The sequence below is a fragment of the Microbacterium sp. ZW T6_19 genome, assembly GCF_044987465.1.
Classification (GTDB): Bacteria; Actinomycetota; Actinomycetes; order Actinomycetales; family Microbacteriaceae; genus Microbacterium; species Microbacterium natoriense_A.
Window position 1 is genome coordinate 263,345 of the sequence record NZ_JBJDRH010000001.1, and the last position, 13,221, is coordinate 276,565.

Annotated in this window: 10 protein-coding genes and 1 tRNA gene; 10 read left to right on the forward strand and 1 reads right to left on the reverse strand. The window is 68.3% G+C overall.

All coding sequences use genetic code 11. The annotated features are described in order from the left end of the window. Positions 1 to 293 precede the first annotated feature (293 nt). The 4 genes from ACI3KT_RS01030 to ACI3KT_RS01045 all read left to right on the forward strand — a co-directional run bounded on the left by ACI3KT_RS01030 (position 294) and on the right by ACI3KT_RS01045 (position 4,921). Entirely contained in the window at positions 294 to 2,822 is a 2,529-nt protein-coding gene (locus tag ACI3KT_RS01030) for an ATP-dependent Clp protease ATP-binding subunit (protein ID WP_307298939.1), read from the forward strand. A gap of 260 nt (positions 2,823 to 3,082) precedes the next feature. After that, positions 3,083 to 3,586, forward strand: a complete 504-nt coding sequence (locus ACI3KT_RS01035) for an amino-acid N-acetyltransferase (RefSeq protein ID WP_292909503.1) — start codon at positions 3,083 to 3,085, stop codon at positions 3,584 to 3,586. A 9-nt stretch (positions 3,587 to 3,595) separates the two neighbouring features. Continuing rightward, positions 3,596 to 4,246 carry a hypothetical protein gene (locus tag ACI3KT_RS01040; RefSeq protein WP_292909504.1) on the forward strand — a complete coding sequence of 217 codons (651 nt, stop codon included), beginning with the start codon at positions 3,596 to 3,598 and terminating at the stop codon, positions 4,244 to 4,246. Positions 4,247 to 4,510: 264 nt separating this feature from the next. After that, the gene (locus ACI3KT_RS01045) at positions 4,511 to 4,921 is read left to right on the forward strand and encodes a dehydrogenase (RefSeq protein ID WP_292909505.1); all 411 of its coding nucleotides are present in this window, start codon (positions 4,511 to 4,513) and stop codon (positions 4,919 to 4,921) included. A 13-nt stretch (positions 4,922 to 4,934) separates the two neighbouring features. Here ACI3KT_RS01045 and radA read toward each other — a convergent pair whose 3' ends face one another. Next, positions 4,935 to 6,302: a DNA repair protein RadA gene (gene radA, locus ACI3KT_RS01050; RefSeq protein ID WP_404901950.1), complete on the reverse strand. Its 1,368-nt coding sequence runs from the start codon at positions 6,300 to 6,302 to the stop codon at positions 4,935 to 4,937. 205 nt (positions 6,303 to 6,507) lie between these two features. Between radA and ACI3KT_RS01055 the strand changes: the two genes are divergently transcribed. From ACI3KT_RS01055 to ACI3KT_RS01080, 6 genes are all read left to right on the forward strand, one after another. After that, positions 6,508 to 7,158, forward strand: a complete 651-nt coding sequence (locus ACI3KT_RS01055; protein WP_404901953.1) for a helix-turn-helix transcriptional regulator — start codon at positions 6,508 to 6,510, stop codon at positions 7,156 to 7,158. Next, a complete protein-coding gene (locus ACI3KT_RS01060) occupies positions 7,145 to 8,560 on the forward strand; it encodes a cytochrome ubiquinol oxidase subunit I (RefSeq protein ID WP_307298930.1) in 1,416 nt (471 codons plus the stop codon). Before ACI3KT_RS01055 ends, ACI3KT_RS01060 begins: the two co-directional genes overlap by 14 nt. 15 nt (positions 8,561 to 8,575) lie before the next feature. Further along, positions 8,576 to 9,595, forward strand: a complete 1,020-nt coding sequence (gene cydB, locus ACI3KT_RS01065) for a cytochrome d ubiquinol oxidase subunit II (RefSeq protein ID WP_404901956.1) — start codon at positions 8,576 to 8,578, stop codon at positions 9,593 to 9,595. Between the two features lie 10 nt (positions 9,596 to 9,605). Beyond that, complete coding sequence (cydD, locus tag ACI3KT_RS01070) at positions 9,606 to 11,288, forward strand: thiol reductant ABC exporter subunit CydD (RefSeq protein WP_404901958.1); 1,683 nt, start codon at positions 9,606 to 9,608, stop codon at positions 11,286 to 11,288. Beyond that, positions 11,285 to 12,928 (forward strand): thiol reductant ABC exporter subunit CydC, encoded by a 1,644-nt coding sequence (gene cydC, locus ACI3KT_RS01075; RefSeq protein WP_404901961.1) that lies wholly within the window; start codon positions 11,285 to 11,287, stop codon positions 12,926 to 12,928. Before cydD ends, cydC begins: the two co-directional genes overlap by 4 nt. 75 nt (positions 12,929 to 13,003) lie before the next feature. Then, positions 13,004 to 13,094: transfer RNA gene (locus ACI3KT_RS01080), tRNA-Ser, on the forward strand. Positions 13,095 to 13,221: the final 127 nt, after the last annotated feature.

Genomic DNA, 13,221 nt, shown 5'->3' on the forward strand with positions numbered 1-13,221 from the left:
GCGAGCAGGCTTGCCCTGCTCCGGCTGCGTGTGACCGGCTGCGCGAGGCGCACGTGCGGACGGCCCTGCTGCACGGTTCGCTCACCGCCGCCCCGTGAACGTGCACTCCTCGTGCTCGCGCTCACAGCAGAGCGACTGCTGCCCGAGACCGCCCGCACCACCGCCTGACCCCGCTATGCCCACGGCGAACACGGGCATACAGCATCCGCCCGGTGGTTACTCTCGATGTATCAGCGCTTCGACCCTCCGTGTCCCGGCACCCGGAATGCGAGGAACGAACCAAGGAGTCAACAATGTTCGAGAGATTCACGGACCGAGCCCGTCGAGTGGTCGTCCTCGCCCAAGAAGAGGCGAAGATGCTCAACCACAACTACATCGGCACTGAGCACATCCTGCTCGGCCTCATCCACGAGGGCGAGGGCGTCGCCGCCAAGGCGCTCGAAAGTCTCGGCATCTCCCTTGACGCCGTCCGCGAGCAGGTGCAGGACATCATCGGCCAGGGTCAGCAGCAGCCGACCGGTCACATCCCCTTCACGCCGCGCGCCAAGAAGGTGCTCGAGCTCAGCCTCCGCGAGGCCCTTCAGCTCGGCCACAACTACATCGGCACCGAGCACATCCTGCTCGGCCTCATCCGCGAGGGCGAGGGTGTCGCAGCCCAGGTGCTCGTCAAGCTCGGCGCCGACCTCAACAAGGTCCGCCAGCAGGTCATCCAGCTGCTCTCCGGCGCACCCGGGCGCGAGCCCGCCGCCGTCGGCGCACAGACCAACGACTCGCCGGCCGGCGCCCAGGGCGGATCCGCCGTGCTCGACCAGTTCGGCCGCAACCTGACCCAGGCCGCCCGTGACAACAAGCTCGACCCGGTCATCGGGCGCGAGAAGGAGGCGGAGCGGGTCATGCAGATCCTCTCCCGCCGCTCCAAGAACAACCCCGTCCTGATCGGCGAGCCCGGCGTCGGCAAGACCGCCGTCGTCGAGGGCCTCGCACAGGCCATCGTCAAGGGCGACGTGCCCGAGACGCTGAAAGACAAGCAGCTCTACTCGCTCGACCTCGGCTCGCTCATCGCCGGATCCCGCTACCGCGGAGACTTCGAGGAGCGCCTGAAGAAGGTCACCAAGGAGATCCGCACCCGCGGTGACATCATCGTCTTCATCGACGAGATCCACACCCTCGTGGGTGCGGGTGCCGCCGAAGGCGCGATCGACGCCGCCAGCATCCTGAAGCCGCTCCTCGCACGAGGCGAGCTCCAGACCATCGGCGCGACCACGCTCGACGAGTACCGCAAGCACTTCGAGAAGGATGCTGCGCTCGAGCGCCGCTTCCAGCCGGTGCAGGTGAACGAGCCGACGCTGCCGCACACGATCAACATCCTCAAGGGACTCCGCGACCGCTACGAGGCGCACCACAAGGTGCAGATCACCGATGGCGCCCTGGTCGCCGCGGCGAACCTCGCCGACCGCTACGTCTCCGACCGGTTCCTGCCCGACAAGGCGATCGACCTGATCGACGAAGCCGGCGCACGCCTGCGCCTCAGCATCCTGTCGTCCCCGCCCGAGCTGCGGGAGTTCGACGAGAAGATCGCCGACGTCCGCGAGCAGAAGGAGGTCGCCTCCGAGGAGCAGGACTTCGAGAAGGCCGCGTCGCTGCGCGACGAGGAGAAGAGTCTCCTCGCGGAGCGTCTGCGCCTCGAGAAGCAGTGGCGCTCGGGTGACGTCTCCAGCCCCGCCGTGGTCGACGAGGGTCTGATCGCCGAGGTGCTCGCTCAGGCCACCGGCATCCCGGTCTTCAAGCTCACCGAGGAGGAGTCCAGCCGACTCGTCTTCATGGAGAAGGCCCTGCACCAGCGCGTCATCGGTCAGGAGGAGGCGATCGCCGCCCTCTCCAAGACGATCCGCCGCCAGCGCGCGGGCCTCAAGGACCCGAAGCGCCCCTCTGGTTCGTTCATCTTCGCCGGCCCCACGGGTGTCGGAAAGACCGAGCTCGCCAAGGCGCTCGCCGAGTTCCTGTTCGACGACGAGGCAGCGCTCATCTCGCTCGACATGAGCGAGTTCGGTGAGAAGCACACCGTCTCGCGTCTGTTCGGCGCCCCTCCCGGATTCGTCGGATTCGAAGAGGGCGGTCAGCTCACCGAGAAGGTGCGTCGCAAGCCGTTCAGCGTGGTGCTGTTCGACGAGATCGAGAAGGCCCACCCGGACATCTTCAACTCGCTCCTGCAGATCCTCGAAGAGGGTCGCCTGACCGATGGTCAGGGTCGTGTGATCGACTTCAAGAACACCGTCATCATCATGACCACCAACCTCGGTGCACGTGACATCGCCGGTGGTCCCGTCGGCTTCCAGATCGAGGGCAGCAACGCCACGACCTACGAGCGGATGAAGGGCAAGGTCAACGAGGAGCTGAAGCGCAACTTCAAGCCCGAGTTCCTGAACCGCGTCGACGACATCATCGTGTTCCCGCAGCTCAACAAGGAGGAGCTGGTGCAGATCGTCGATCTGTTCACCAAGCGCCTCGGCGAGCGGCTACTCGACCGCGACATGACGATCGAGCTGTCGACCGCCGCCAAGGAGCGTCTCATCGAGATCGGGTTCGACCCGGCTCTCGGCGCCCGCCCGCTGCGTCGCGCGATGCAGCACGAGATCGAGGACCGCCTGTCGGAGAAGATCCTGCACGGCGAGCTCTCCTCGGGCGACCACGTCAAGGTCGACGCCGAGAACGGCGAGTTCCTCTTCGAGCACGGTCCGCGTGGCGAGAAGATCGCGGTCGGCGTGAACACCGGCGGCGAGATCACGGCCACCCCCGACCTGGCGGTCGCCAGCGGGGAGTGACCTCCGGTCCGCCTCGGGCGGGCTCAGGAATTGAGAAGGGGCGGATGCTGCGGCATCCGCCCCTTCGTCGTGTGAGGGGGCGTCGTGTGAGGGGCGCCGTGTGAGGGGGAGACGCGTCCGCCACCACGCCATGCGCGTCCCACCGTCGAGTGAACGCCTGAAACCTGGTGGCGCGTCGAGAACCTGGTGGCGCGCGCGGGACGGGACCCGGGCGGGCGCGCGCAGCATCCTGGCAGGCGCCTGGACCTAGGCTTGAGTACGTGAGCGACTACATCGTCCGTCCGGCCCGCAGCACCGACATCGTCGGCATCCGCAACCTCCTGCAGCCGATGGTCGAACGTCGCATCCTCCTCGGCAAGGACCTCGCGGTGCTCTACGGCGCCGTGCAGGAGTTCGTCGTCGCCGAGGCCGACGGCGCGCTGATCGGATGCGGTGCGCTGCACGTGTTCTGGGAAGACCTCGGCGAGGTCCGCACGCTGATGGTCAGCGACGAGTGGCTGCACCACGGCGTGGGCCGGGCGATCGTCGACCGGCTCGAGGAGCACGCCAAAGCCCTCGGCCTCAGCCGACTGTTCTGCCTCACCTTCGAGACCGAGTTCTTCGGTCGCCGCGGTTACACGCCCATCGGCGAGCAGGTCGTCGACTCCGATGTGTACTCCCAGCTGCTGCGCAGCGGCGACGCCGGCGTCGAGGAGTTCCTCGACCTGGCGCACGTCAAGCCGAACACGCTCGGCAACACGCGGATGCTCAAGAAGCTCGGTTAGCCTGGAGGAATGCCCCGCCGTTCCGCCGCCGTCTATCGCCGTCGGCGGTTCGTCCTGCTTCTCGCGCTGATCGTCGTCGTCGCCGTCATCGGCGTCTCGATCTGGCTCCTGGTCGCCAAGCCCTGGGCGAACGCGGCCGAAGCCGTCGACACCCCGACGCCGACTGCGCCCGTGACCGATACGGCATCGCCCGAAGCGACCGACACCACCGGGGCCAGCGCCGAGCCGACGAACGAGGAGACTCCCGGCATCGTCGCCTGCGAGGCGAAGGACGTCGCGATCGAAGCGCTCACCGACGCCGACACCTATGAGGCGGGTGTGCTGCCGCAGCTGTCGATCCGGCTCACCAACAACGGCTCTACTGACTGCACGATCGACGTCGGATCGAGCACTCAGGTGTTCACGGTGTCCAGCGGCGACGACGTGTGGTGGCGCTCGACAGACTGCCAGCAGAATCCGAGCAGCATGATCGCGACCCTCGCGGCCGGCGCCACTGTCGAGAGCAAGACGCCTGTCACCTGGGACCGCACCCGCTCGAGCGTCGAATCCTGCGCCTCAGAGAACCGTCCGCACGCCCCTGGTGGCGGCGCCTCGTACCACGTCGACGTGCAGATCGGCGGGTTCGAGGGAACGGTGTCGAAGCAGATCCTGCTCTACTGAGCGCGAATACAGACTCGTACTCAGAATTGGTGCCCACAGCATCCGTTCTTTGGGATACCATTGACTTGGCTCTCTGAACACGCGGCATCATGCCATCCCCAGTGGCGTCGACTTACAGCGTCCCCAGCGCTTCGACACCGCCGCTCGAGAGCCCAAGGGCCCTCTCGAGTACCCCAGTCCCCAATGTGGGACTCGAGAGGGCCCCAACTCTATCCAGGTCGTCTTTTCGCGCGCGGCCCGATGAGCCGTGAATAAGCTGGAGTCATGGCAGCGAAGAAGGCTAAGCCCGGCAGCAAGAAACCGGCACCAGAGGAATTCCGATCGGATGCTCTGGCAGCGGCGTTGGAGAAACAGGATGTCGCCGCGGTCGCCCTGGCGCTCCGCCACGGAACCACGGTCGTTCCCCTGGTCAAGCCCGGTGCGCGCGACAACCCGCTCGACACCGGCGAAGTATGGACGTATCGGGATTCCCGCACCGGTGACCTCGCGCTTCTCCTGTTCAGCGACGCGAAGCACAAGCCCGACAATCTGCCTCCGGGCGTCGGGATCTACACCGCTGACTGGCTGAGGCAGTTCCTCGCCACTCACCCCATCACGACGGTCTTCCTCGACATCGCCGGCCCGCACCCGATGCAGGCGTCGCCCGAGGAACTGCTGAAGGCGCTCGACGCCTGAGCTTTCGCCCGAATCAGAACGGCGAGATGTCGTCTTCGTCGCGACGCTGCGTGCTGCGTGAGCGCACGTCGCCGAGCGCCGCGCGCAGTGTCTTCGAGCGATCGTCGATCACCTGTTCGTAACCGAGCCGCTTGGCCTCGGATCGGCGCTGGGCGAACTGCGTGACCGGGCGCACCTCGCCGGCGAGGCTCAACTCTCCCACTGCGGCGACCGTGCGCGGCACCGCGCTGTTGCTCAGAGATCCCGCCACCGCGATCGCGATCGCGAGATCTGCCGCGGGCTCCGTGAAGCGCACCCCGCCCACCGTCGAGACGTACACGTCCTGGTCGCTGACCTTGATGCCGGCACGACGCTCGAGCACGGCGAGCACCATCGCGACCCGTGACCCGTCGAGCCCGTGCACGACCCGCCGCGGGTTGGGCGCCGTGGTCCTGATGGTCAGCGCCTGCACCTCGACGGGCATCGCACGGCGCCCCTCGAGCGCGATCGCGACGCACGTTCCGGGTTCTGTCGCACCCTGTGAGAGGAACAGCCCGGAGGGGTCGGGCACCTCGGCGATGCCGTCGCCCGTCATCTCGAAGCATCCGACTTCGTCCGTCGGGCCGAAACGGTTCTTCAGCGCTCGCAGGAAACGCAGCGAGGTCTGCCGGTCGCCTTCGAAATGGCACACGACGTCGACGAGATGCTCGAGTACGCGAGGGCCGGCGACCTGACCGTCTTTCGTGACGTGCCCGACGATGACGATCGGCAGGCCGCGCTCCTTGGCGATGCGGATCAGCGTCGAGGCCACCTCTCGCACCTGGCTGGGCTGACCCGCGGCCCCGTCGATCAGCGACGACGCCACGGTCTGTACCGAGTCGACGATCACGAGCTGGGGCTGCACCTCGTCGATGTGCCCGAGGATGGTCGCCAGATCGGTCTCGCTCGCGAGGTACAGCTCGTCGTGCAGCGCGCCCGTGCGCTCGGCGCGCAGACGCACCTGGGCGGGCGACTCTTCGGCGCTCGCGTACAGCACCCGGCGCCCGGCGATCGCAGCCTTCGCGGCCACCTCGAGCAGCAGCGTCGACTTGCCGACGCCGGGCTCGCCGCTGAGCAGGATCGCAGCTCCCGGGACGATGCCGCCGCCCAGCACGCGGTCGAACTCGCCGACCCCGCTGGTGCGGCGAGGCGAGTCGATCGTCGTGATCTGCGTGATCGGGCGGGCGACCCGATCAGATGCCGGCGCCACCGCCGTCACGCGCTGCACGATGCCGGTCTGGGTGCCTTGCTCCTGAATCGTGCCCCACTGCTGGCACTCGCCGCATCGGCCCGCCCACTTCGCGGTCGTCCAGCCGCATTCCGTGCAGACGAAAGCAGGGGGAGCGGGTTTGCGGGTGGCCATCACACAAGGCTAGTGGCGGCATCCGACACGGGATCCGGTGTGCCCGGCCGCCCGTCTTCTGCAGGTGCGGAAGGCCGCGTCAGCGGCGCCTCCGGCCGAGTGATGCGCGGGCGCTATCGGCGGAATCCGACATCCCTATCGCCTGGAGACGTTATTCACGGCCCAACAGGCGGATTGCGGATGATGCCCAGAACATAATGGAGACATGGCCAGCGCCGGGCCCGTCTGCGGGCCGATCTCGAGCTTCTCCAGAGTGCAGATCCTGCACCTGGTGCAGAGCCGAGCCGATCGCACGATCGGCGAGTTGTGCGAGGCCACCGGTCTGCACGCGAACACCGTGCGCGAGCATCTGCAGCGTCTGATCGACGGCGGCTACGTGATCGCCCAGATCGAGCGCCGTGCGACTCGGGGTCGCCCGCGCACCCTGTACAGCGCGGCCACCGGTGCGCCAGGGGCGTCCAGCCCGGTCGCCAGAGAGAAGGCGAAGGCCGCTGCGGTCCGTGGCGACATCATGCGACGGATCGTCCCCGGCGCAGCATCCGATCTGGGGCCGGCCGCCGACAACCAGCTCGACGCCCTGATCGAGCACCTCGAGGAGAGCGGTTTCGAGCCCGTCATCGACGGCACGCGCCTCACGGTGGAGCTCACCCCGTGCCCGCACGCGGCGGCGCGTCCGGAGGACCGGCCGGTGCTGTGCCAGGTGCATCTGAGTCTGATGCAGGGCGTGCTCGCCGAAGCCGGCGGACCGCTCACGGCGTCGTGCGTGCGAGGCGAGCAGTCGGAGTGCACGGTGCATCTGAGCGACACGCGAGCGCAGTTGGTGGACGCAGGAGGAGTGACACATGGAATGGCTTGATCCGCTGATCCTGAGCCGATGGCAGTTCGGTCTCACCACGGTCTACCACTACCTGTTCGTGCCGCTGACGATCGGCATGGTCACGGTCGCCGCGATCTTCCAGACGGTCTGGGTGCGCACGGGCAAGATCGAGTACCTGCACCTGACCCGCTTCTTCGGCAAGATCTTCCTCATCAACTTCGCGATGGGTGTGGTCACCGGCATCGTGCAGGAGTTCCAGTTCGGGATGAACTGGTCGGACTACTCCCGATTCGTCGGCGACGTGTTCGGCGCCCCGCTCGCCTTCGAGGGTCTGTTCGCGTTCTTCTTCGAGGCCACGTTCATCGGGCTCTGGATCTTCGGCTGGGACAAGCTGCCGCAGAAGCTGCACCTCGCCACGATCTGGTGCACGGCGGTCGGCAGCATCCTGTCGGCGTACTTCATCATCGCGGCGAACGCGTTCATGCAGAATCCGGTCGGCTACGTCTTCAACCCGGAGACGAACCGCGCCGAACTCACCGACTTCTGGGCCCTGCTCACCAACCCCGTGGCGCTCGCGGCCTTCCCGCACACGATCTTCGGCGCCTTCATGTTCGCCGCCGGCGTCGTCATCTCGGTCTCGGCCTGGCACCTCGCCCGCAAGCAGCACGAAGAGACGATGCGCAAGTCCTTGAAATTCGGGCTGTGGGGGATGCTCGTCTCCACCGCGGGCGTCGTGCTCTCCGGAGACCAGCTGGGACTCGCGATGTACGCGGCGCAGCCCATGAAGATGGCGGCCGCCGAGGCGACGTTCAACACGGTGTGCGGCGCCGACGCATCCTTCAGCCTGTTCACCCTGGGTACTCCAGACGGCACGTCCGAGCTGTTCTCGATCCGCGTGCCCTACCTGCTGTCGTTGCTGTCGACGCATTCGCTCGACGAGTGCGTGCACGGAATCAACGACCTCAACGCCGAGTACGCGCAGACCTTCGCCGACACCGGCCTGACGAACTTCGCCCCCGTGCTGTGGGTCACGTACTGGGCGTTCCGCTGGATGATCGGCCTCGGGATGCTGGCCGCACTCGTCGCCGTGATCGGTCTGTGGCTGACCCGCAAGAGCGCCAAGAAGGAGCCGGCGCCGTGGATGTGGAAGCTCGCGATCTGGTCGTTCCCGCTCGCACTCGGCGCGAACATCGTCGGCTGGGTCTTCACCGAGATGGGCAGGCAACCGTGGATCGTGTTCGGGCTGATGTCCACGCGAGACGGCGTCTCACCCGGGGTCAGCGGCCTCGAGGTGCTCATCTCGCTGATCGCCTTCACCGCGATCTACGCCGCCCTCGCGGTCGTGGAGATCAGACTGATCATCCGCGCGGCGCAGAAGGGTCCCGACACCACCGAGCAGCCCCACGAGGAGACGGCCCAGCTGTCGTCTGTCGTGTACTGAGAGACGGAGAAGACCATGGAATACCTCTGGTTCTGGATCGTCGCCTTCTTCTTCGTCGGCTACTTCGTGCTCGACGGATTCGACTTCGGAGTGGGCATGTCGCTGCCGATCCTCGGCAAGGACGACGTCTCACGGCGCCAGGTGATCAACTCGATCGGGCCGGTGTGGGATCTCAACGAGACCTGGGTCATCGTCGCCGGCGCGTGCCTGTTCGCCTCGTTCCCCGAGTGGTACGCGACGCTGTTCAGCGGCTTCTACCTGCCGCTGCTGCTGATCCTGCTCGCGCTGATCCTTCGCGGAGTCTCCTTCGAATACCGCCACCAGCGCGAATCGGCCCGTTGGCGGGCGGGTTTCGACCGCATGATCGTGATCGGCTCGGTCGTGCCCGCGCTGCTGTGGGGTGTCGCCTTCGGCAACATCGTGCAGGGCGTCGCGCTCGACGAGAATCACATCTTCGTGGGCGGGCTGCTCTCACTGCTGAACCCGTACGCGCTCCTGGTCGGCGTGACGACGCTGCTGATCTTCTTCCTGCACGGCGTGCTGTTCGTGGCGCTGAAGACCGACGGCCAGGTGCACGCCGACGCCCGGCGCCTCGCGAAGCTGCTCGCAGGCCCCACCATCCTCGCCGCGGCGGGGACCGTGGTGTGGACCGTTCTGATGGCCGCCGGGCGCGAAGCGCCGCTGCTGCCGCTCGTCATCGCGTGCGGAGCCATCGCCGCCGTGGCACTGATCACCGCGGTGCTGTTCTCGACCCGGGGTCTCGACGGCCGGGCCTTCGCGGCCGCGGCCGTGACGGTGGCTTCGGCCGTCGTGATGCTGTTCAGCGCGCTGTTCCCGTACGTGATGCCGTCCACCATCGACGACGCCTTCAGCCTCACGATCGAGAACGCCTCGAGCACCCCGTACACGCTCACGATCATGAGCTGGACGGCGCTCATCGCGATCCCGCTCGTGCTGCTGTACCAGGGATGGACGTACTGGGTGTTCCGCAAGCGCGTCACCCGCGTCTCGATCGAGGCGGCGGCCGCGCACTAGCGCGGCACCCATGAAACCCCTCGACCCCCGTCTGCTGCGGTACGCGAGCGCCGCGCGGCGGTTCGTCGCGGCATCCGCGCTGATCGGGGTGGTGCAGACGGCTGTCACGGTCGCGTTCGCCTGGGTGCTGACCGATGCCGTCACGGGTGCTCTTGACGGTCGCGCCGTCGGGGCGCAGGTGGCTTGGCTGCTGGGGTTGGCCCTGCTGCGCGGGTTGCTGATCGCCGCATCGGATGCCGCCGGCACGAGAGCCGCGGCATCCACCGGCTCGCAGCTGCGATCGGGCCTGATCGCCGCTGTCGGGAAGCTGGGCCCGGGATGGCTCGCGCAGCGCAATCAGGCCGCACTGGCGGTTACCGCCGGGCACGGGCTCGACGCCCTCGATGCGTACTTCGCCCGATACATCCCGCAGCTCGTGCTCACTGCGATCGCGACGCCGGTGATCGTCGCGGTGATGTGGTGGCAGGACTGGCTGAGCGGGCTGACGGCGCTCGTCACGCTGCCGCTGATCCCGCTGTTCCTCGTGCTGATCGGCATGGCGACCCGCACGGTGCAGAAGCGGCAGTGGAACACGCTGCAGACGCTCGCCGTGCGCTTCGCCGACACCGTGCAGGGGCTGTCGACCCTCCGCCTGTTCGGACGCGATCGTCGCGCGGCCGACCGCATCGAGCAGACCGCCGACGACTATCGCCGCGAGACCATGAAGGTGCTGCGGTTCTCGTTCCTCTCGGGTTTCGCGATGGAGCTGCTGGCCTCGCTCGCGGTCGCCCTGATCGCGGTGTCGATCGGGTTCCGGTTGCTCGCGGGCGACCTCACGCTCGAGGTCGGGCTGTTCGTGCTGTTGCTCGCCCCCGAGGCGTTCCTGCCGATCCGGCAGGTCGGCGTGCAGTTCCACGCCGCGGCCGAAGGCGTCGCCGCGACGGAGGACGTGTTCGCGGTGCTGGATGAGGCCGGTACCACGTCTTCTTCCTTCCCCTCCTCCTCATCCTCGGAACGTCTGCAGGACTCGGACACGGATGCAGGAATCGACGAAGGCGTGTCGTCCCGCAGACGTGCGCCGGTCCTGCAGACGTCCCGGGGGAGTGGGAGGCTCGTTGTCCGCGACGTGCGGGTGCGCGAACTCCCGCCTGTCTCGTTCACCGCGGGTCCGGGCGCGATCACGCTCATCGAGGGGCCGAGCGGCGTCGGCAAGTCCAGCCTGCTCGCAGCCCTCCGCGGCGCGACAGCGTTCGACGGCGCGGCGACGATCGACGACGTCGACGTGTGCGATGTGGGCCCGGCCGAATGGCTCGCCTGGGCCGATCAGCGTCCGCAGCTGATGCGCGGCACGATCGCCTCGAACGTCGCCCTCGGCGATGCGGAACCGGATGCCGACGGCATCCGCTCTGCTCTCATCGCGGCCTGCGCGGATCTCGACCCCGCGCTCGAACTCGGCGTGCAGGGGAGCGGGCTGTCGGGCGGGCAGGCGCAGCGCGTCGCGGTCGCGCGCGCTCTCTACCGCCATGCCGCCGATCCCCGGCGGGTGCTCGCGCTCGACGAGCCGTCCAGCGCTCTCGACGCCGACACCGAGGCGCGACTGTGGGCGTCGTTGCGGGAGAGGGCGGATGCCGGGGCCACGATCCTGCTCGTCTCGCACCGCCGATCGGCGAGGGAGATCGCCGATCAGATCGTCACGCTGGGGGTGAGCGCATGAACCGCGTGCTCAGAGCGGCCCAGCCGCCGCTCCGCCGCTTCCTGCCCGGGCTCGTCTGGGGTGTGCTGTCGTCGGCCGCCGCCGTGAGCCTGCTCGCCGTGAGCGGCTGGCTGATCGTGAGCGCGTCGATCGTTGACTCGCTCGTGCCGCTGTCGATCGCGGTGGTCGGGGTGCGCTTCTTCGCCGTCTCGCGGGCCGTGACCCGGTACCTCGAGAGGCTCAGCGGGCACGATGCGGCCCTGCGGCAACTCGCGACGACACGTTCCGACATGGTGCGCCGGCTCATCCCGTTGTCTCCCGCGGGGCTGGGCGGCACCGATCGCGGGCGCGTGCTCGCGGCGCTCGTCGACGATGTCGAGAACCTGCAGAATCTGCCGCTGCGCGTCGTGCAGCCCCTGGTCGTCGCGGCGCTGGTCGCCGTGGGCGCCGTGGGTTTCGTCGCGTTCGTCTCGCCCGTGGCCGCCCTGACGCTCGCGGCCTGCCTGCTGCTGGCGGCGGCGGCCTCTATCGGCCTCGGCTGGCTGCTGGGGTCGAGAGCCGAGGCGTCGGTATCGTCACACCGCGGGGATCTGTCGGCCGCGCTCGTCGACTACTTCGGCAGCCTCGACGTGCTGATCGCCTACGGGGCGGAACCGCAGGCGCGAGAGCGCATCGCCGCCGCTGACCGTGTCCTGCGCGTCGCCGTGCGCCGCGCGTCGATCGCACAGGCCGTCGCAGCCGGGGTCGTCTCGGCGGCCGCGGGAGCGGCCTCGGCGTGGGCGCTCGCCGCCGCGGCTCCCGGCCTCGTTTCCGGTGGGATCGACGGACCGTGGCTCGCGGTCGTTGTGCTGGCGCCGATGGTGGTGTTCGAGATCTTCGGAGCGGTGCCGATCGCCGCCGCATCGTGGCGCAGCGTACGGGCGAGCGCCCAGCGCATCGACGAGGTGCTGCCTTCGTCGTTCCCGGCGGAACTGCGGACGGACGACGGAGCGGACGTGTCTTTCGACTCCGTGCCGCCCGTGCGGCTGCGCGGGCTGAGCGCGCGCTGGCCGGGTGGAGCACAGGCGCTGGCCGGTGTCGACCTCGATCTCGCACCGGGGGAGCGCGTTCTCGTGGCGGGCCCGAGCGGCGCGGGCAAGAGCTCGCTGGCCGCCGCGCTGGTGGGATTCCTTCGCGTCGAGGGAGAGTATTCCCTCGGAGACATGAACGCCTCCGAACTGTCGGGTGAGGCCCTCCGCCGCACGATCGGTCTGTGCGAGCAGAGCCCGCAGCTCTTCGACGAGGACATTCGGCAGAACCTGCTGTTCGCCAGAGACACCGCGACCGATGCTGAACTCCTCGAGGTTCTGGAGCGGGTCGGTCTCGGCGGATGGGTGCGTGAAAGAGGCGGCCTCGATGCCCGGGTGGGTGATCGCGGAGCACTCGTGTCGGGCGGCCAGGCCCAGCGCATCGCGCTCGCGAGGGCGCTTCTGCGCGGATTCCCGGTGCTGGCGCTGGATGAGCCGACCGCAGGCGTCGACCCCGCAGCATCCGAGGCTCTGCTCCGCGACCTGCTGGGTGCCGCGGGGGCGCAGTCGGTGCTGCTGATCTCGCACGTCGCTCCGCCCGAGGGGGCGGTCGATCGGGTGGTGCGGCTGGAATCGGGGCGAACCGTCTCGTGAGCTTCTCGGTTGGTGCCCCGTGCCCGCACGCGCCCCGATTCGCATCCGGGCCGTATCTCCTCTAAGCTTGTCCGCGGTGACGTGTCCGAGCGGCCGAAGGTGCAACTCTCGAAAAGTTGTGTAGGGTAACCCCCTACCGTGGGTTCAAATCCCACCGTCACCGCCACTACAGAAGCCCGTTCTCCCTAGGAACCACTGGGGAGGGCGGGATTTCTCTTTGTCCCGGGGCAACGCCACGACGGCACTTGCTGCGCGTCGTGCCTGATCGGGCGAGGCTGCAAGGCCGTCGAGGT